The organism is Algoriphagus yeomjeoni, assembly GCF_049821175.1.
Taxonomy (GTDB): domain Bacteria; phylum Bacteroidota; class Bacteroidia; order Cytophagales; family Cyclobacteriaceae; genus Algoriphagus; species Algoriphagus yeomjeoni_A.
Genome location: NZ_CP187512.1, coordinates 667360 through 688160 on the forward strand (window position 1 = coordinate 667360; position 20801 = coordinate 688160).

At 41.2% G+C, this 20801-nt stretch carries 13 protein-coding genes; 11 read left to right on the forward strand and 2 right to left on the reverse strand.

The features are described from left to right. Window positions 1-78 precede the first annotated feature (78 nt). The 11 genes from ACPUEN_RS02630 to ACPUEN_RS02680 all read left to right on the forward strand — a co-directional run bounded on the left by ACPUEN_RS02630 (window position 79) and on the right by ACPUEN_RS02680 (window position 18786). The gene (locus ACPUEN_RS02630; RefSeq protein ID WP_425638278.1) at window positions 79-732 is read left to right on the forward strand and encodes an RNA polymerase sigma factor; all 654 of its coding nucleotides are present in this window, start codon (window positions 79-81) and stop codon (window positions 730-732) included. 23 nt (window positions 733-755) lie between these two features. Then, window positions 756-1784, forward strand: a complete 1029-nt coding sequence (locus ACPUEN_RS02635; RefSeq protein ID WP_425638279.1) for a FecR family protein — start codon at window positions 756-758, stop codon at window positions 1782-1784. A gap of 151 nt (window positions 1785-1935) precedes the next feature. Next, window positions 1936-5370 carry a SusC/RagA family TonB-linked outer membrane protein gene (locus tag ACPUEN_RS02640; protein ID WP_425638280.1) on the forward strand — a complete coding sequence of 1145 codons (3435 nt, stop codon included), beginning with the start codon at window positions 1936-1938 and terminating at the stop codon, window positions 5368-5370. Between the two features lie 13 nt (window positions 5371-5383). Continuing rightward, window positions 5384-7279, forward strand: coding sequence for a RagB/SusD family nutrient uptake outer membrane protein (locus ACPUEN_RS02645; protein WP_245947002.1), 1896 nt, complete (start codon window positions 5384-5386; stop codon window positions 7277-7279). A gap of 43 nt (window positions 7280-7322) precedes the next feature. Beyond that, complete coding sequence (locus tag ACPUEN_RS02650; RefSeq protein ID WP_425638281.1) at window positions 7323-10340, forward strand: SusC/RagA family TonB-linked outer membrane protein; 3018 nt, start codon at window positions 7323-7325, stop codon at window positions 10338-10340. Between the two features lie 22 nt (window positions 10341-10362). Next, window positions 10363-12126, forward strand: a complete 1764-nt coding sequence (locus tag ACPUEN_RS02655) for a RagB/SusD family nutrient uptake outer membrane protein (RefSeq protein WP_425638282.1) — start codon at window positions 10363-10365, stop codon at window positions 12124-12126. Window positions 12127-12390: 264 nt separating this feature from the next. Next, a complete protein-coding gene (locus ACPUEN_RS02660; RefSeq protein ID WP_425638283.1) occupies window positions 12391-13425 on the forward strand; it encodes a DUF5627 domain-containing protein in 1035 nt (344 codons plus the stop codon). Window positions 13426-13437: 12 nt separating this feature from the next. Further along, a complete protein-coding gene (locus tag ACPUEN_RS02665; RefSeq protein WP_425638284.1) occupies window positions 13438-15576 on the forward strand; it encodes an endo-1,4-beta-xylanase in 2139 nt (712 codons plus the stop codon). Between the two features lie 197 nt (window positions 15577-15773). Next, a complete protein-coding gene (locus ACPUEN_RS02670; protein ID WP_425638285.1) occupies window positions 15774-16340 on the forward strand; it encodes a DUF4870 domain-containing protein in 567 nt (188 codons plus the stop codon). 128 nt (window positions 16341-16468) lie between these two features. After that, on the forward strand, window positions 16469-17593 hold the full coding sequence (locus tag ACPUEN_RS02675) for an alpha/beta hydrolase-fold protein (protein WP_425638286.1): 1125 nt from the start codon (window positions 16469-16471) through the stop codon (window positions 17591-17593). Between the two features lie 80 nt (window positions 17594-17673). Next, the gene (locus ACPUEN_RS02680; RefSeq protein ID WP_425638287.1) at window positions 17674-18786 is read left to right on the forward strand and encodes an endo-1,4-beta-xylanase; all 1113 of its coding nucleotides are present in this window, start codon (window positions 17674-17676) and stop codon (window positions 18784-18786) included. Between the two features lie 248 nt (window positions 18787-19034). Here the strand turns inward: ACPUEN_RS02680 and ACPUEN_RS02685 are convergent, their stop codons facing one another. Continuing rightward, window positions 19035-19502, reverse strand: a complete 468-nt coding sequence (locus ACPUEN_RS02685; RefSeq protein WP_425638288.1) for a c-type cytochrome — start codon at window positions 19500-19502, stop codon at window positions 19035-19037. Window positions 19503-19560: 58 nt separating this feature from the next. After that, window positions 19561-20679 (reverse strand): Gfo/Idh/MocA family protein, encoded by a 1119-nt coding sequence (locus ACPUEN_RS02690; protein ID WP_425638289.1) that lies wholly within the window; start codon window positions 20677-20679, stop codon window positions 19561-19563. Between the last annotated feature and the right edge of the window lie 122 nt (window positions 20680-20801).

Genomic DNA, 20801 nt, shown 5'->3' on the forward strand with positions numbered 1-20801 from the left:
ATAAATTAAAATTTTGAGGTTGTTTGACCTCTAAAAACACTCTTTATAAATGAAGAGTGGAGATACCTTCCTGTTCAAATGAAAAAAGCCCAAAACAAACCTATTGAAACCTCAGAAACATCCGCTATGCTATATATGCAGCATAGTCAGGTGATGGTGGTGTACACTGAAAAGTCTGACCGTGAGGTTTGGGCTTCTTTCAAAAGTGGAGATGAAGCCGCCTTTAACTACATCTATAGAAAACATGTAGCAGATCTATTTAATTATGGAATGCAAATCTGCAAGCAAGAAGATTTAATCAGAGATTGTCTTCAGAAAATGTTTGTAGATCTACGTAAGAATCAAGCTAAACTTGGAGACGTACAGCGAATCAAAGGGTACTTGTTTACAGTTTTCCATCGAGAGCTTTTCAAATTTCTGAAAAAAGAGAAAAAGCTAAATACTGATTTAATTTCTCTCGAAAATGAGGAAAATATTTTTCACATAGAGACCTCGCATGAGACTAAGTTAATAGATGAAGAATTTGCCTTGGAGAAGAAGGTAGAGATCGCTAATGCCCTCAACAAACTTCCAGCTAGACAAAGACAAGCGATTATAATGCTCTATCAAGAAGAGCTTTCCTATAAAGAAATCGCTGAAATAATGAATTTCAGTGAAGTTAAAACTGCCAGAACCTTGGTCTATAGGGCCATGGAGAGATTAAAAGAAATATTTGAAGTTAAGAAAGCTTAGTCAGCACGCTTCCTGCCACTACCATGGACGAAAAAAATAAATATATAGATTTTGAGATAGAGGATTTTTTGAATGATGAATTTTTCATTCAGTGGGTGAAAAATCCAGGAGAAGAAACCAATCACTTTTGGCTCAAATGGATCGAAAATAATCCAGAAAGAAGACCTGTTCTCCAGAAGGCCAAAGAGATCATTGCGATGATCGATTATAAAGAAAGGTACGTGCTTTCTGATCAAGCTTACATGGATCTGTATGAGGATATTGTAGAAAAAAGTCATCAGCAAAGAGCCGACGGCAGTCATTTCCAATGGAGCGGATGGCACAAGACCGCTGCCATTTTGTTTTTGGTGTTTTCTACAGTTTATGGAATAGATGTTCTGAACAAGAGAAATCAGGAGGAATCACAAAATCAGCAGGTGGTCACTTGGCTCACTGTGGACAATCCTGCTGGTCAGAAATACAAATTCCAATTGCCGGATGGTACACGGGTACATCTTAATGCAGCCAGTAGTATAGAATACCCTCAGAATTTTGATGGAGAGAAGAGAACAGTCCGAATGAAAGGTGAAGCATTTTTTGATGTAAAAGCTGATCCAAACAGACCTTTTATAATAGAGATAGATAACAGCCAAGTGACAGTGCTAGGTACTTCTTTCAACTTGAAGAATGAGGATGATTTTGAGCTTGCGCTAGTAGAAGGAAAAGTAGAAGTGGCTGACTCTACTGGAGGAATAATCACTGTGCTCCCTAACGAAATGCTAATCAAGCGTCAGAATGGAGAAATATCCAAAACAGATTTTGATCCATTAGCAGTTTTTGGCTGGAAGGACCAATACCTGGTTTTTGAAGATGACACTTATCCTGAAGTACTGGAGAAATTGGAAGACTGGTTTGGTGTAACTATCGAAAGCACCTTGAAAGTGGATAAAAACTGGTCTTATTCGGGTCAATACCACAATAAACCCTTGAATCAAGTGCTAGAGGGAATTAGCATTTCTTCTGAATTTCAATACAAAATCAATAATAAAACAATTACAATTTCAAACCCATAAACCTACTAACCATGGAAAATCTATACCCCAACAGCAGCTGAAAAAAATAGGCAGAATAGCGAATGCTTTTCTGCCTAAAGCCTTTGTACCAATCGTCAAATTAAACAAAGGCTAAATCTCAAGTACTACACTTAAAATCTTAAACAAAAGTATGGAAAAATCAATACTTAGGAAAATCATTATGCTTTCCAAATATTTTATGTGTGCGTTCCTTTTTCAGCTGTTTTTTACAGCAGTGCTGATGGCAAATACAGGTCATGCCCAATTAAAAGGGCTTTCCGATGTGACTGTCACAGTGAAGTTTAATGGAAGTACACTAGAAAAAGTTATCACTGAGCTAGAAGCCCAAAGCGGCTTTCAATTCACCTACAATAAAGCGAAGGTGGCAGTGAATGAACTCAAGGTGAATCTGTCAAGAAAAAATGCTCCCTTATCGGAGGTTTTACTTGAAATATCCAGTCAGACAAATTTGAAATTTGTGCAGGTGGATGACAATATTCACATCACCAATGGTCCTAAAAAGCCAAAACCTGCCGAAGAGGTAAAAGCACCTGCAATCGTAGAGATCACAGGTCAGGTTTTGGATTATACAGGCTTACCCTTACCAGGGGTCACAGTACGAATAAAGAATACAACAAGAGGAACCACTACTAACCTTGATGGTGAATACACCATTAATGTAAATGAGGGTGAGACTCTTGTGTTTAGCTTTATAGGCTTTGTAGACAAAGAAGTGCTAGTCTCTAACCAAGCGGTGATCAACCTAACCCTGGAAGAAGATCTGACTAGTCTCGAAGAGGTAATTGTGGTCGGCTATGCTGAGCAGAAAAAGGAAACCATCGTAGGTGCTGTTGCACAAACGAGTGGTGAAGTCCTCAAGCGTACCGGTGGTATTTCCAACGTAGGATCAGCACTTACCGGTAACCTGCCTGGCGTAATCACTACAGCAAGTACAGGTGTACCAGGTGGTGAAAATCCTCAGATTGTGATTAGAGGTCAGAATAGCTGGAATGGTAACGCTCCACTTATTCTGGTTGATGGGGTAGAGCGTCCAGAATTCTTTAATACCATGGACATCGCATCGGTCGAGTCTATTTCGGTGTTGAAAGATGCCTCAGCTACCGCCGTGTTTGGATCTAGAGGTGCAAACGGTGTAATCATCGTGACTACCAAACGAGGTAGAGAAGGCAAAGCTCAAATCACAGCAAATGTAAACTCCACAATGAAGGTGGTCTCTAAACTACCTGGTAAATATGATGCGTTTAGCGCCATTGGAGTAAGAAACAGAGCTATTGAAAACGAACTATCTTCTAATCCTGTTGGCTGGTCAGATTACATTCCTTATTCTATCAGAGATAAATATAGAAATCCTGCAGATTGGCAGGAAGCAGAACGCTTTCCGAATATTGATTGGCAGGAAACCCTTTTCAAAGACTACGCAATGGCATACAATGCCAACGTAGGGATTCGTGGTGGTACAAAATTCACCCAATATTTCGCCAGCATTGATTATCAAAATGAAGGGGATTTATTTCGTGATTTTGATAACAACCGAGGCTATGAGCCTGGCTACAATTATAACAGATTGAATTTCCGTAGTAACCTGGATTTCCAACTTACCTCTAGTACGAAGCTTCAGGTAAATCTTGGCGGTTCCTATGGTGTACGAAAAACCCCATGGGGTGGAGGTAACTCAAGTAGCTTCTGGAGTGCGGCCTATGCAAATCCACCTGATGCATTTATGCCTGTGTATGCCGATGGAGCATGGGGAGTTTATGCTCCAGATGATGTAGCAGCAGAAAACTCTGTTAGAATACTTGCAGTCAGTGGTTTACAGTATATTACTACAACCCAGCTTTCTACAAACTTCGTCCTAAATCAAGATTTAAGTATGATCCTGAAGGGGCTGAACTTCAGAGGTACACTTGCAGTGGATAATTCATTTACAGAATCAAATAGAGGTGTAAATGACTTATACAATACACCATTCCAGAAATGGGTAGATCCGGAAACTGGAATTCATAGATACGATGATATTGTTGATGCCAACAGTAGATTTGATTTCCGTGAGGCCGTGACTTGGGGTACAGCCAATGGTTCTGTAGGAGGTGCACAACGAAGACTATATTACCAATTCCAGTTAAATTATTCTGGTAGCATTGCCCAAGATCACCATTATTCTCTAATGGGTCTGATGAGCCGTCAAGAGGATGCGATCGGAAATGTAATTCCTGCATATCGAGAAGACTGGGTATTCCGAGCTAATTACGATTATAAGAGTAAATACCTGATCGATTACAGTGGAGCTTACAACGGGTCGGAGAAATTTGCTCCTGAATACCGCTATGCATTCTTCTCTTCCGGTGGTATTGGATGGGTGATTTCTGAAGAAAATTTTATGAAATCTCTTTCCTTCATTGATTTCCTCAAAATAAGAGCAAGTTATGGAGAAGTGGGAGATGATAACATCGGAGGTAGATTCCTATTCATGGATCAATGGAGCTACGGTAATAGCTCTCAGTTAGGTATCGTGGGTGAAGGCGGAGAGTATAGCCCTTATACCTGGTATCGTCAGACTTCGGTGGGTAACCCAGAAGTACAATGGGAGACTGTCTACAAGACAAACATTGGTTTAGAGTTCGATATTTTCAACGGTAAGATCAACGGTAATTTTGAATACTTCAAGGATGACCGTAAAGACATCCTAATGTCCGGTGACCGTTCTATCCCAAGTTATTATGGAACCACAGCTCCTGCTGCCAATTTGGGTAGAGTGATCACTGAGGGTTTTGAATTTACTGTTGGCGCTAGTCATACTTTTGAAAACCAAATCAGAATTTGGGGTGACGTATCCATGACTCATGCTGCTAACGTGGTGATAGAGCGTGACGATCCAGAGCTTCAAGTGGCATACCAAAAAGACGAGGGCTACCAGCTTGGACAGTACCGTACTCACATCAGCAATGGCTATTACAGCAACTGGGATGAAGTATATGGAAGTACTCCTCACAATGCAAATGATCAATTTAAGCTACCTGGAGGACTACAAATTCTTGATTTTAATGGAGATGGAGTAATAGATTCTTTTGATGCTGCTCCATATGGGTTCTCAGGCGTTCCTGAAAATACCTTCAGTACCAATCTTGGGGTAGAATGGAATGGATTGAGCCTTTATGTGCAATTCTATGGTGTGAATAATGTCACTCGGGATGTGCCGCTGAGTAGTTTGAACAATCGACTGAATCGAGTATACGAAGAAGGATCATACTGGTCTGAGGATAATGTCAATCCAGACTCACCTATGCCTAGATGGGGGGCACTTATGCCAGGTTACAGTAATGGCCAACGGTACTTGTATGACGGATCTTACCTAAGACTCAAAAATGCTGAAATAGCTTATTTGTTTACTGGGAATTGGGTAAGAAGTATAGGTGTAGAATCATTGAGAGTATACGCAAACGGTAACAACCTCCTACTGTGGACGGATATGCCGGATGATCGGGAGTCCAATTTCTCTTCAGCTGGATGGGCTGGTGCTTATCCTACTGTTAGGAGAATAAATCTCGGCTTAAATGTTTCATTCTAAAATAGTTATGCAAATGAAAAACTACATAAAGAACATCATAAAGAGTGGATTCATGGTAGCTATATTTCTATCTGCGACCTCTTGTGAAGATTATCTTGAAAGAACTCCAGATTCAATTATTTCTGAAGAAACAGCTTTCCAGAATTTTAATAATTTCCAGGGATTCACCGAAGAGCTTTACCATGCTGTTCCAAATTTCACTTTAGCCTACTGGGTAAGTGCTTGGAATTTTGGAGAAGATGAAATCGAATCCACTGCAGGGACTTTTACAGTTTCCTACAATTTCGACCGAGGTAATTTCTGGGCTTGGCAAGCTGAGCAAGGTGGAGGAGTAGGCTGGTTCGACAAAGGAAACGCGTCTACTACAGGAGGACATCACCAAAAAGCACTTTGGCCACTGGCTTGGAGAGGTATCCGAAAAGCTAATTTGGGTCTTGAAAACCTTCATAGGCTCACAGATGCTACAGATGAAGAAAGAAGATTGATAGAAGGACAATTATTGTTTTTCAGAGGATGGTTTCATTTCCAATTGATTCAGTATTTCGGTGGATTGCCATACATAGATTATGTGCTCCCAAGTGATGAGCAATTGCGCTTGCCACGTCTTTCCTATAGAGAATCCGCTGATAGAGTGGCTGACGATTTACGAAGAGCTGCAGATCTATTGCCTTTAAACTGGGATAATACCACGGCTGGTAGAAATACAATAGGTAAAAATACCATGAGGATTAACAAAGCAATGGCTTTGGGCTACCTAGGAAAAAACCTGCTTTGGGCTGCAAGTCCGCTCATGAACTATACCGAAACAGGCAGCAGAACCTACGATGCAGCATACAGCAAGCGCTCTGCAGATGTCTTTGGTGAACTACTTCAATTGATTGAGACCGGGCAGACCATTTATAGCTTGATGCCTTTTGCTCAGAAATCCAATATATTCTATACTACTGGCCAAAACTGGGCTATGCCAGGAGGAACTGAGGCGATGTTCAGAGCTCCTACCACAGGAGCTAATGGAAGTAACTATCAGATTTCTAAGCAGTTTATGCCATTGCTGATCAGTCAGGGAGATGCTACGATGTTTATGCCTACGGCAAATTATATCCATGATAATTACGGCATGGCAAATGGCCTTCCGCTACCGGATGATATCTCTAAAGCTGATCCTGAGTCAGGCTATGACCCCAATTTTCCTTGGAAAGGAAGAGACCCTAGATTCTACAGCGACATCACATTTGATGGCGTGAAAGTGATCCAAGGTTCTATTCCAGATCAATCTCAAGAACCGAACAGATATGCTAACCTTTTTACAGGTGGAAGCTATAGAAACTTGAGTAACGGTAGCCGAACAGGATACATGAGCAGAAAATTTGTGACACTCAGAGCTAATTTGTATGACAATGCCTATGACTGGGGTACTTCCCTGCATATCAATGTGCCATACATGAGAGTGGCAGATATCTACCTGATGTATGCAGAAGCTGCAGCTACAGGTTATAACTCACCAAATGCTCCTTCTGCTACTTTTAGCAAAACTGCTGTGGATGCAGTCAATGTAATCCGTGATAGAGCAGGTATGGCACAGGTTCACAGTAAGTTTACTGGATCTGTCGCAGAGTTTATTCCTGAGCTTAGAAGAGAGCGTGCTGTAGAATTGGCATTCGAGAGACACAGATTCACTGACCTTCGTCGCTGGATGCTTTTGATCGAAGAACCTTATACAGTAAAGACTTCAGTGGAAATGGATCGTGTAGGAGATTTCAATACAGATGATCCAACCGAAAACCGCGTTGCCAACATCAGAGAAGTGGAGATCCTGAAACGTCCTTTCACGGAGAAACACTATTGGCTACCCTTGAAGGTATCAGATGTGTCCTTGTACCCTGAGATGTATCAAAATCCAGGATGGTAAGGCAAATGATGTTTATCTGTTCATCGTCTAATGAAAATTCATAATGAAATATATAAAATCTATAGTGGTATTCTGTGTCGTAGTAGTTGCGATTCCCTTTCAACTATTCGCACAGGGTACCTTAAAAATCACACTGGCTCCAGTGATCAAATCCAACATCGGTGAAACGATAAAGGGTGCCATTGTCACTAGTGAGGAAGACGGGGTGTCGGCAGTTTCCGATAGCCTCGGAGTAGCCAAAATCGAAGTTTCTAGCAATGCTTACATATCTGTGTCTGCTGCAGGCTATGAGACTAAGCTATTGTTAGCTACACCTAATCTCGAAGACATCATCTTATTTGCAAATCTTGAAGGAAACCAAGTAAATGTGGCCTTTCAAAGCAAAGATAAAAATGATTTGATGGGAGGAGTTTCCTACGTGAATATGCCGGAAATACTTCGTGATAATTACATCACTTATCCACTTGAAAACATGGAAGCTTTCGTAGGTGGATTTAATGGTAATTTGTGGGGAAATACAAGTGCGCTGGTTTTGATTGATGGAGTTCCTAGGGATTTAGGAAGTGTTCATCCAACTGAGATTGCACAGATCTCCTTTTTGAAAGGTGTCTCTGCTGTAGCACTTTACGGAAGCAAAGCTGCAAAAGGAGTGATCATGGTCACTACCAAAAGAGGTGTGGCAAACAGTCAAAATATCACCTTACGTACCAATGCGGGTGTCAATACCCCTAAGCGCTATCCTCAATATTTAGGATCAGGAGAGTACATGTCCCTATACAATGAGGCTAGAACCAACGATGGGCTTTCTCCGCTTTACTCCAATGAGGATATTTTCAATCACTCTTCGGGAGAAAATATCTACCGCTATCCAAATACGGATTACTACTCGCCAGAGTACCTGCAGGAGGCTTACGCCAAATATGATGGAAACCTGGAAATCTCCGGTGGAAATGAAACAGCTAGATACTACACCAACGTTGGCTTCATGACTGAAGGTACAGTGATGGATTTCGGACAGGCTGCACAAAATGCCAACGAAAGATTCAACGTTAGGGGGAATATAGACCTGAACCTGAATGAGTTTATCTCTGCGAAAGTGGATGCTTCAGCTATTTTCTACAATAGCAATGGAGTAAATACAGATTACTGGGGTGGTTCTACTACCCTCAGACCATTTAGATTCACACCGCTAATTCCTCTTGATTTCATCAATGAGGGAGATGCTGCTTCTTTAGGTTTTGTTGCAACAAGCGATCACGTGATCGATGGTAAATTTCTATTGGGAGGAACCCAACTAGATCAAACTAATCCTATTGCAGATATCTATGCAGGTGGCTCCAATAAATTCACAAGTCGTCAGTTTCAGTTCAATGCAGGAGTGGATGCAGATTTAAGAAATGTCATCGAAGGTTTATCCTTTAGTTCCCTGTTTGGTTTGAATTACTCTACTTCTTACAATTTGTCTTTTGACAATGATTATGCGGTATATCAGCCGACTTGGACCAACTATAATGGAGATGACGAAATAGCCAGCCTGACTAAATATGGACAGGATGCCAGTTCAAGAACTCAAAATATCAACAATAACTGGTTTCGTCAGACGGTTTCATTTTCTGCGCAGTTGAATTACCAGAGATCTTTCAAGGGGAAGCACAATGTTTCGGCTATGCTTCTTGCAAATGGTTACCAAATCGCAGAGTCTTCGATTTACCATAAGACAAGTAATGCAAATTTAGGTCTTTACTTAGGCTACAATTATCAGCAGAAGTATTATGCTGAATTCAGTGGAGCATTTATCCATTCTGCTATGCTTGCAAAGCAAAACAGACAGGCATTCTCTCCTACGATGACGCTAGGCTGGAGAATGAGTGAGGAAGGATTCTTGTCCTCTTCCTCTGTGATCGACAACCTGAGGATTTCGGTTTCAGCTGGTATACTCAATACGGATCTGGATATTTCAAATTACTATTTGTATGAAGCTATTTATACAGATGAAGGATCATGGTATGAGTGGAAAGACGGTCTAAACAACACAGGTACGGACGTGAGACGGGGTGAAAATCCTAACTTGAAATTCCCTAAAAGAGAGGAAATCAGTTTGGAGCTAGATGCTTCTTTGTTTGATAATTTGCTTACGCTGAATGGCTCCGTGTTTACCAGTAAAATGACAGGTCTTTTTGTTCAGAATAGTGTTTTATATCCTAGTTATTTCGTGACTGGATGGCCGATTTCCTCCTGGATACCTTTTGTAAATTATAATAATGACCTACGAAAAGGTGCTGATTTCCAACTGAACCTCAACAAAAGAGTGGGTGAAGTGGAGTGGTCTCTAGGTGTGTCTGGATTGTATTATACCACGGAAGCTGCTAGACGATCTGAGAACTTCGAAGATAGCTACCAAAACAGACAGGGTATGCCTCTGGATGCGATCTGGGGACTACAGAGCAATGGTTTTTTCACTGGAATGGATGATATAGAGAATTCACCTTCTCAAGCTTTCGGCGAAGTACGACCTGGAGATATCAAGTACATAGACCAAAACAATGACGGTATAATTAACGCCCAAGATGAAGTTTATCTGGGAAGAGGTGGCTGGTCAGGTGCTCCACTTACCATGGGTCTTAATCTGACTGCACGTTTCAGAAACTTCACATTTTTCGCATTGGGAACCATGAGAAGCGGAGCCTATGCGATGAAGAACAACGACTATTTCTGGGCGAATGCTGATGACAAGTATTCGATCGAAGTGAGAGATCGTTGGACCGAGGAGACTCAAAACACCGCTACTTTCCCTCGACTTACTACGCTGAATGGAGCAAATAATTTCAGAAACTCTGATTTCTGGTTATACAGCACCAATCGATTTGATTTGGCAAAAGTCCAAGTTTCCTACTCTTTCCCAAAGACCATCTTGGGTAACGGATTTATCAAGGAATTGGGCACGTACATCAGTGGATCGAATCTACTGACTATAGGTCCGAACAGCGAACTTTTGGAAATGAATATCGGAAGCGCACCGCAGACGAGATTCTACAATTTTGGTATTCGAGCACAATTTTAACATGACCCAAAAATTGAACACTATGAAGAATAAAATATGGTTAATAGTTGGCATCATGTGGGTGATGACCGGCTGTCAGGATCTAATTGACCCAGCCATTGAAAATATACAAGGCAGAGAAGACATGCTAGAAAGACCTCGACTAGCGCAGGGACTTCTAATTAATGCTTACCTGAGAATTCCTACCAACGGTTGGTCTTTCAGCGAAATGGCGACAGATGATGCGGTAAGTAATAACCCTGCAAATCAGTTTCTCAACATGGCCACGGGACAGTGGGCATCCAATAACAACCCGGTAAATCAATGGACCGGCGCACAGTCTGCCATTCAATACCTGAATGTGATGATCGAGGATGTGGACAGTGTTGATTTTGCAGTAGATCCTATTGTAAATGAAATGTTTGTGGATAGACTGAAAGGCGAATCCTACGGACTTAGAGCACTATTTATGTATTATTTGCTACAAGCTCATGGTGGTCTGGCAGATGGTCAATTGCTGGGTGTTCCTATCCTAAGCGAATCTCAAAATGTAGAGTCTGATTTCAACATTCCAAGAAACACATTTGAGGAATGTATGACTCAACTCTATGCAGATGCAGAAAGAGCAATGGATCTCCTGCCATATGATTTGGCAAATATTAATGATCCATCGTTGATTCCTAGCAAATATGCTTCTCAGGGAGCAGAGACTGGACAATACAATAGAGTGTTTGGCGATGATGCGATCCAACTTGTATCGGGCAGAATTGTGAATGCCGTGATGGCACAAGCTGCACTTCTCGCCGCAAGTCCTGCATTCAATCCAAGCGGAGATACTGAGAAATGGAGAGCTGCGGCAGAGCATGCTGCTGAAATCCTCAATACTATTGGGGGTGTAAATGGCTTGTCACCAAATGGTGTAACCTGGTTTTCTAATGCATCCGAACTCAATGCCATTGGTGGAGGAGTAAATCCAGCTGAAGTATTGTGGAGAACCTCTATCGGATCTAGCAATAACCTGGAAAGAGACAATTATCCGCCTACATTATTTGGAAATGGCCTAATCAATCCTACTCAGAATTTTGTGGATGCTTTCCCTATGGCAAACGGCTATCCAATAGACGAATCCAGTAGTGCATATGACCCCCAAAATCCATATGCAGGTAGGGATCCAAGGTTAAATCATTTTGTAGTATTGAACGGAAGTGTTGCCGGGCCAAATAACACAGTTATCACTACTGCAATAGATGGTACGACGAATAACGCATTGAATCGCGTGGAGACCTCTACTAGAACAGGGTATTACCTTCGCAAACTGCTACGTCAGGATGTGAATCTTAATCCTAACTCTACCAATCAGCAGGTTCATATGAAGCCAAGAATAAGATACACGGAAATATTCCTGATCTATGCTGAGGCTGCAAATGAGGCATATGGGCCTATGGGTACGGGCAATGCAAGCTACTCTGCATACGATGTAATCAAAGCTATCCGCCAACGTGCTGGAATAGGTACTCAAAATGGTGATGCCTATTTGGAATCTATCAAAGGTGACCAGGCTGCGATGCGCGAACTAATCCGCAACGAGCGAAGAATAGAATTAAGTTTTGAAGGGTTCAGATTCTGGGATTTGCGTAGATGGGATGCCTCATTGACGGAAACTGCCCTCGGCATGACCATAGAAGATGGCGACCATGAAGTGATGAATGTAGAAAACAGAGTTTATGGTAGTCATATGATTTATGGTCCTGTGCCATATAGTGAAACGCTGAAGTTTACAGAACTAAGACAAAACACAGGATGGTAAGCTCATATTCACAGTTTAGTAAAGTGCGTGATACTAGGCCTTGTTTAATAGTATCTAGGAAATCTAGCATGACTCAGTCAGCACATACCGAGATGAATGTAAATCACAGGTCTTTCAGTTTCCGGATGCGAGATTCCGAAATTCTGAAATTCGCAAATCAACTTATAATCACATGAAATCGAGCATGACTAAAAAGTCACACACTGGCATGATTGTAATCGCTGCGAGATTCCATATGGCCTTTAAAAGACAAATTATAATCATATGAAAAATACTCCATATATAATTCTGGCACTTTGCCTTCTCCTGGTATCATGTAAAAATGAAGATTGGGAGTTCCCGGACTTTGATTACCAAACGGTCTATTTTGCTTATCAATATCCGGTAAGAACGATCACTCTGGGTGATGATATTTTTGATACGTCCATGGATAACGAAGGGCGGTTTAAGATCGTAGCTACCACAGGTGGGGTCTATTCTTCCCCTCAGGAAGTAGCTATCAATGTAGTAGTTGATGAGAGTTTGATTGACGGGTTGATGTTTGATGCGGATGGAAATGCTGTAGAAGCACTTCCTGCTGAGTATTATCAATTGGCATCAGAATCAATAATTATCCCTAGAGGTGAAGTTACAGGTGGGGTGGAAATTCAGCTTACGAGCGGATTTTTCAATGACCCTAAAGCAATTCAGAACTCTTATGTTATTCCATTGAGAATGACTCAAGTGAGTAATGCTGATTCTATCCTTTCAGGTATGGGGCAGGTAGCCAATCCGAATCGTACTAATCCGGACGATTGGTCTGTACAGCCTAAGGATTTTGTGCTTTATGCTCTGAAGTTTGTCAATGAATATCATGCAAACTATCTGAGAAGAGGTCAGGATGTCATAGAAGGATCCACAGGAAATTCCGCTCTGGATGGAACATTTATCAGACACGAGGAATTTCTCGAGGACAGTGAACTAAGCGCTCTTCGCACGAGGTCACTCAATGAAGTTTCATTTCCATTGGCATTTCCAGGAACTGACGGTGAAAATATTTCTGCAGACCTATTGCTGACTTTCGATGATGACGGGAACTGTACAGTTTCAGCCCTCAATGCCGGCTACACAGCTACCGGTTCTGGCAAGTTTGTTTCCAAGGGAGAGAAAAATAGCTGGGGAAATCAAGACAGAGATGTCCTATACCTAGACTATCAAATCTCACTTCCAGAAATGAACATTAGCACAAATGACACTTTGGTAGTACGAGACCGAGGAGTAGGGTTTGAAGTATTTACTCCTGTCCTTTCAAACAACTAATTCAATGAGACCATGAAGCAATTATATAAAAATTATGTTGGCGTGCTTGCAATTTCCATTGGGCTAAGTTCCTGCGTGGACTACATGGATACCACTGACTTTCAAGTAGAAAAGCCTGCAACTATAGCCGAACAAGAAGTTCTAAATGCAATGGGAACCTTGGGTAGCTACCTTGATACTATTGCCAACCCTAATTTCAAACTGGGTGGAGCCATAGATATGAACCAGTACTCCAGTCGAGGGCTGATGTACCGACTGATCAACAGTAATTTCAGTGAGGTAACTGCCGGGTATGGAATGAAGCATGGAGCAATCGTGCTGGCTAACGGTAATATGAATTTTGACCGCGTAAATTCCACAATAGAAGCAGCTTCTGCTGCCGGAACTTCAATTTATGGACATACGCTTGTCTGGCATGCAAATCAAAATGCTGGCTATCTCAATGGCTTACTTGCTCCTCTTGTAGTCGAATCACCTCCTTTCAAAAATGAGTTGGATTTGTCTGCATTGATGTCGGGAAGCATGGAAGGATGGCAGAGTAAGGGCGAAGTAAAGCATATGGAAAATGCGGGCATGGGAGAGGGAACTTCCGGGCTGATATTATCCGCAGGCTCAGGTACAGATCCTGAAAGTGTACAGCTTACTACTCCTCCAATTCCTGTATTACCAGGCAAGCCTTATGAAGTAATTGTCTATGTCAAGTCTGATGTTCCTGGTCAGGGGGGGATTACTTTCGAGGGACTTGCAGACAACGAACCTTCCATAGATTGGATGAATACAGGAACTGACAGCACCTCATTCGGTACTGGGATTTCCTGGCAAGAAATCCGATTTACTGTAGATGATGTAGTGGGAGATAGTTTCCAGATGCATTTCAATTTTGGCTATGAGCCAAATGTTAATTATTCTATTGACATCAGCAATCTATATGTGTATGATCCAGCAGGTGAGCCTGCTATCAATAACCTTGTCGTTAACGGAGACTTCGAAAACGGCAACGGTTGGGGCGGATGGGGCAATGGCTCCAGCAGAGGTGCTACCCCAGATGGAATGGGTTTTGGTGGATCAGGAAAAGCATTTTTTGTGACTAATCCGTCCATTACAGGTGGTTTCTGGGAGGTTCAAACTTCCTATGAGTTTGCAGAACCCTTGAAAAATGGTGAAGAATACAAACTGAGTTTTTGGGTGAGAGGCGATTCAGAAGGCATTATTCGCCCTGAATTACAGTCTCCAAATTATTCTTCCAATGGATTTGGACAGGTAGGTGTAACAAAAGAATGGAAGCAAGTGACTCTTAGTACGGTAGCTACTGCTGACGATAGAATTCGTTTTATTATTTCATATGGTGAATTTGCCGGTACAGTATATCTGGACAATGTCGTGCTGAGTAGTGCCAATCTTTCCGGTGGTTCGACCACATTGGTTTACAAAACAGATCAAGAAAAACGAGCGATAGTGGAAGGAGAATTTGAGCGATGGATCGCAGGAATGCTTACAACTACTAAAGATTACATCAAAGCATGGGATGTAGTAAATGAGCCTATGGATGATGCTAATCCTTTTGAATTAAAAACTGGAGTTGGTAATTCGAATCTAGCTGCAGACATATTCTATTGGCAAGATTACCTTGGCAAAGACTATGCTGTAAAAGCTATAGAATTAGCGGAGCAATATGGTAATCCTGATGACTTACTATTTATTAACGATTATAATCTGGAGTACAACTTGGATAAATGTCAGGGAATTATCGATTATGTCAACTATATAGAAAGTAAAGGTGTGACTGTGGATGGTATAGGAACACAGATGCACATCAACATTGATTCTGACAAGGACAAAATTGTCTCTATGTTCAAAATGCTTGCTGCTACTGGCAAACTGGTGAAAGTATCTGAGCTGGACGTTCGGGTAAATACTACCACGCCAACGGCTGAAGTTCTTGAATTGCAACGTGAGATGTATAAGTATGTGGCTGAAATGTATGTGCAGCATGTACCTGCAGCGCAGCGCTATGGTATTACCGTTTGGGGTGTTACGGACAGTCCTGATAATGCAAATTGGCTTCCTGGTGAAAAACAGGGGCTTTGGGATATAAATCTCAATAGAAAACCGGCGTACGCTGGATTCGCAGAAGGGTTAGAAGGAATGTAATTAACGAGTCACTAGCCTATGCTACAACTCAACTTTGAGGAAATAGCATAGGTTAGTTTTTTTTAAAGCATTGCAACAGTCTTTTCAAAAGGATTTTTCAATCATTCTACCCCATTTTTTTATATAGTTAGCAAACCAAAACTAGATTTTCCTGAAAGTTTTCATTCTGACTTTCTAGACAAAACCTATAGAAACCTATGAGAAACAACTTAGAGAATCTTGAAAGGCTTGGCGCTTTGTTAAAAAACGGAGTGATTACGGAGGAGGAGTTCAATAGCCAGAAAAGCAAACTTTTGGGCAGTTCGACCAAATCCCTTTCTGATAATCTTTTTGGATTAAATGAGAACAGCTATTGTTTTTTGATCCATATTTCGGTGTTGTTGGGCTTTGTACATTTTTTACTTGGGCTAGTTGGGCCTATTGTACTTTGGACACTCAATAGAGAAAACAACCTAACTGTAGATCAGCATGGAAGGAATGTACTGAACTGGATTTTCAGTTTTGCTCTCTATATGCTTATTGGTTTAATCATAATCTTTCCGATGAATAACTTTATGCATTTACCTTTTAGCTTTTCATTTAACCTGAATTCCCTACCATCGTTGTTTACAGGGTTTTTTCCTATTACCATTTTGATGATCCTGAATATCATTTTTATTCTGATAGGCTCACTAAAAGCTAGCACTGGCAAGCTGTGGAAATATCCACTCTCGATACAGTTTTTTAGAAAGCGCGTACTCCCTGCTACTCTACCAAAGGACTAAAATCTAAAGGGTGCTTACCAACTTTGACTACTAAAATACGCAAATGACACATAGATCTCCATACTTGTAACCCAGCTTCTATACCGGCATTTTATTCGTATTTTCAATAACCCTAAACCTAAAAAAACATGAAACATTATTGCCTTATTCTAGTATTCCTCTTGGCGGTAAGTACCTCAGTTTGCCATGCGCAAGCGGAAAATTCTGAAATCAAAGAAGATTTCAAACCCTCTTCTAAGAATCAACCCGGCAAAGAATATCCTCAAGTGAACTCCCAAGGATATGCACGCTTTAGAGTAGAAGCTCCTGATGCACAAAAAGTAAATGTGAGTTTGGGGCTAGGTGGAAGAGGTGGAACCGATCTGACCAAAAATTCTGAAGGTATTTGGATGGGAACTACAGCCGGACCGATGGATGAAGGTTTCCATTACTATCACCTCACGATTGACGGTGGTACTTTCAATGATCCTGGAGCTAAGAACTATTATGGATCTACCCGATGGGAAAGTGGGATAGAAATCCCCGCTCACGATGAGGAATTCTATGCGCTCAAAGATGTGCCCCATGGTAATGTACAGCAAGTCCTTTTTCCATCACCTAGTACAAATACATCCAGAAGAGCCTTTGTATATACTCCCCCTGGATACAATAAAGAGACCTCTAAAAATTACCCAGTGCTATACCTGCAACATGGTTGGGGAGAGGATGAGACAGCATGGAGCAATCAAGGGCATGCCAACTTGATCATGGATAATTTGATAGCTGAGGGTAAAATTGAGCCATTCTTAATTGTAATGACTTACGGGATGACCAATGAAGTCAAATTCGGTGGTTTGAGAGATTTTAAAATTGATGCGTTCCAAACTGTTCTAGTTGACGAACTGATTCCATATGTAGATTCGAATTTCAGAACTATTGCTGACCGAGAGCACAGAGCAATGGGAGGTTTATCAATGGGTGGGATGGAGACGCACTCCATCACGCTCAATAAGCCTGAAGTTTTTTCCCGGTACGCGCTACTAAGCGGTGGTATATACACTCCGGAGCAACTTCAGGGTAACACCAACCCGGAGCTAATATTTATCAGTGCAGGAAGTAAAGAAAACCCTGATCGTGTAACTACTGCAGTCGCTGCGCTGAAAGAGGCAGGATTCAATGCAGTTTCTTATGTATCCGAAGGTACAGCTCACGAGTTCCAAACCTGGAGAAGGAGCTTACACGAACTTGCTCCTATATTGTTTTCCAGCAAATAACCTTTTGAGTTTTCCTTCTACTATTTTCAGTAAATAAACTATCTATTCCCCATTAGAATTAACCTATTAAACCTATATCCATGTTACTTAAAAAAACCTTAACCTTCGCCTCGCTAGCTATGCTTTTTTCAGCTCAAAGTCCAGATAGCGAAAGACTCAAAGATATTTTTGCGGACAGCTACCACATTGGAGTTGCCGTGAATGCCCGACAAGTGAATAGTTCTGATGAAAAGGTAAATACCTTAATAGCTGAGCATTTCAATAGCCTTAGTCCAGAAAATGGACTGAAGTGGGAGCGAGTTCATCCTGAGCTCGACCGCTATGATTTCAAATTTGGTGATGATTACGTAGCCCTAGGAGAGAAAATCGGTGCCTTTACCATCGGCCATTGCTTGGTTTGGCATCAGCAGACGCCTAGATGGGTTTTTCAGGATGAAAACAATGAGGCACTCTCCAAAGATGCTTTGATTTCCAGAATGGAAGAGCACATTGAGGCTGTTGCTGGGAGATACAAAGGAAGGATCCACGGATGGGACGTGGTCAATGAAGCGTTCAATGAAGATGGGTCATTCCGGGAGTCGAACTGGTACAAAGTCGCTGGCAAGGATTTTATGAAGGCTGCTTTTCGAAAAGCACATGAGGTAGATCCAGAAGCAGAACTGTACTACAATGACTATAATGTTTGGAATGCAGCCAAGCGAAAAGGGATTTTAGACTTTGCCAAGGAAATGGTTGCTGAGGGTATTCAGGTAGATGCAATCGGTATGCAAGGTCATTACCAATTGGATACTCCAACTTTAGAGCAAATCGAGCAAGGGATAATCGACATCCATGAAGCTGGATTTAAAGTGATGGTTACAGAACTTGATGTGGATGTACTGCCACGACCAAGACGGGCAGTGGGAGCAGATCTTAATATGAATTTTGCAAATTCTGATGAATATAACCCATACAAAGATGGGATTACTGCTGAAGGCGAAGCCAAGTTAGCTGCTCGATATGCGGAAATATTTGAGATTTATGAAAAGCATAAGGACAAAATCACTCGAGTGACATTTTGGGGTTTGGGAGATGGGAATAGTTGGTTAAATAATTTTCCTGTAAGAGGAAGAACAAACTATCCATTGCTTTTTGATAGAAACTTGGAGCCAAAAACTGAAGTGATTGAAAAAATTGCCAGTAAGGTTAAGTAGTATTAGCCGTCTGGATAGAATTGATATTTCTGTTGGCGACTGATGCTAATTTAAAGAAAACGTATTTGGGTGTTAGATAAATAAAAAAGGTGTCAATATGTATCGACACCTTTTTTCATATTCCATTCTCACAAATAATATAAATTCTTATATATATGAAGAATTTTGAAACGGTAATTTGTTTTACAACAGGTTAAATGCCTAAGTGGAATTAAATTACACTCCTTCAATATTTTAACCAATTAAATTTATTCGTAGAGGCTCAAAATATATTTGACCATCTCCTTGGCGTCTGCTTCACTTAAAGCTGGGTGCGGAGACATTGCCGCCTCTCCCCATACGCCAGCACCACCCTTGATTATTTTGGAAGCCAGCATGGTGATATTATCCTCCGTCGGCTTGTACTCTGCAGCTATCTCCTTGAACGACGGGCCAATAACTTTTCTTTCTACCAAATGACAAGAAAGACAATCAGAATTCGCGATTTTCTGCTCGCCAGAAAGCGCCACACTGCTTTGTTCTTCTATCATTTCTTCCACTTGCTCTTCTTCTACTATCGGTTCCTCGATTATAGCAGGGGTTGGTTTAGCAGCTTCTACTTCGATAGTAGTTTCATTTGTAGCGACCTTGTCAGCAGTGGATTCACCGCCCCCGCAAGCAAATGACATTACTGCCAACACCAGTATAGCAGTTTTTGATATGGTTTTAGTTTTCATTCTTTTAATCTATTTATATCCAATGGCCTACGTTGAATAAATCTCTTTTTCAGGCCGATTAATGACTGTTAAGAGTAAACTCAGGAAGATGTTTGATTGTTCCACCGTCCATTGCAGATTCGTGTGCCAAAATTCCAACACAGGTAATATTAGCTGACTCTTTAGCATTTGGATAAGGAGCTCTCTTTTCCGCAAGGGCATTTAGGAACTCATTCACTAAGTGTGGGTGAGACCCGCCGTGACCTGAACCTTGAATAAAGGACAAATGCTGGTTGTCATCTCCGTCATAAACTCCTGCGGTGGTGAATGAAGCAATTTCATCAGGAAGTAAATGTCCGTAATCAGGGATTTTCACTCTCTCTGGACTTTCTCCGGTGTGAATCACCGAGTCCTCATGCTCAATCAGTGTCCATTCAAATGATTTTTTAGAACCATATACATCAAAACTCTCTCGGTATTGTCTAGCCGTATTGAATAGTGATCTGGTCACTTCAGCTGCTAAATCAGAATCTTTGAATTTGATATGGCAGGTTTCTATGGCGAAAGGAGAACCGTATTTTGGTATCAAGTTCTCGTCAATTCTTCCAGATCCTAGACATGAAACATACTCAGCCTGAGCTTTTGGCAAAGCTAAAACCGGTCCGACGCAATGAGTAGCATAATGCATAGGAGGAAGGCCTTCCCAATATCCTGGCCAGCCAGCCATTTCCTGCTGATGTGATGCTCTGAGGAACTGAATTTTACCCAATTCACCTTTCTCATACATTTCCTTTACAAATAGGAATTCACGGCTATAGATCACAGTTTCCATCATCATATAGGTCAAGCCAGTTCTCTGAACTTCCTCTACGATTTTCTTACAATCTTCTACCGAAGTTGCCATAGGAACGGTACAAGCTACATGCTTACCTGCTCTAAGTGCTTTTAAAGATTGTTCTGCATGATTTTGGATTGGAGTATTTATATGAATAGCATCTACATCTGGATCTTTTAACAACTCATCGTAATCTGTGTAAACTTTCTCAATACCAAAGGCTTTACCAATTTCCTCAGCTTTTTCCTTATTCCTTTGGCAGATGGCATACATATTAGACAGCTTATGCTTTTGGTAGATCGGAATGAATTCTGCTCCGAAACCAAGTCCAACTATGGCGATATTAAAGGGTCTATTACTCATTTTAATTGTAAGTATGTTAGTATAAATAAATAGGTAAAATAGGTTTTTAATTTTCTGTAAAGTACAAAAGGATAGGAGTAGTAGGTCCCTACTATCCTTAAAATATCGAGTTCATCGAATTC

Bases quoted from the DNA above. Each gene is read 5' to 3' on its own strand.
- ACPUEN_RS02630 (WP_425638278.1), top strand. From the start codon at position 79: ATGAAAAAAGCCCAAAACAAACCTATTGAAACCTCAGAAACATCCGCT.
- ACPUEN_RS02635 (WP_425638279.1), top strand. From the start codon at position 756: ATGGACGAAAAAAATAAATATATAGATTTTGAGATAGAGGATTTTTTG.
- ACPUEN_RS02640 (WP_425638280.1), top strand. From the start codon at position 1,936: ATGGAAAAATCAATACTTAGGAAAATCATTATGCTTTCCAAATATTTT.
- ACPUEN_RS02645 (WP_245947002.1), top strand. From the start codon at position 5,384: ATGAAAAACTACATAAAGAACATCATAAAGAGTGGATTCATGGTAGCT.
- ACPUEN_RS02650 (WP_425638281.1), top strand. From the start codon at position 7,323: ATGAAATATATAAAATCTATAGTGGTATTCTGTGTCGTAGTAGTTGCG.
- ACPUEN_RS02655 (WP_425638282.1), top strand. From the start codon at position 10,363: ATGAAGAATAAAATATGGTTAATAGTTGGCATCATGTGGGTGATGACC.
- ACPUEN_RS02660 (WP_425638283.1), top strand. From the start codon at position 12,391: ATGAAAAATACTCCATATATAATTCTGGCACTTTGCCTTCTCCTGGTA.
- ACPUEN_RS02665 (WP_425638284.1), top strand. From the start codon at position 13,438: ATGAAGCAATTATATAAAAATTATGTTGGCGTGCTTGCAATTTCCATT.
- ACPUEN_RS02670 (WP_425638285.1), top strand. From the start codon at position 15,774: ATGAGAAACAACTTAGAGAATCTTGAAAGGCTTGGCGCTTTGTTAAAA.
- ACPUEN_RS02675 (WP_425638286.1), top strand. From the start codon at position 16,469: ATGAAACATTATTGCCTTATTCTAGTATTCCTCTTGGCGGTAAGTACC.
- ACPUEN_RS02680 (WP_425638287.1), top strand. From the start codon at position 17,674: ATGTTACTTAAAAAAACCTTAACCTTCGCCTCGCTAGCTATGCTTTTT.
- ACPUEN_RS02685 (WP_425638288.1), bottom strand. From the start codon at position 19,502: ATGAAAACTAAAACCATATCAAAAACTGCTATACTGGTGTTGGCAGTA.
- ACPUEN_RS02690 (WP_425638289.1), bottom strand. From the start codon at position 20,679: ATGAGTAATAGACCCTTTAATATCGCCATAGTTGGACTTGGTTTCGGA.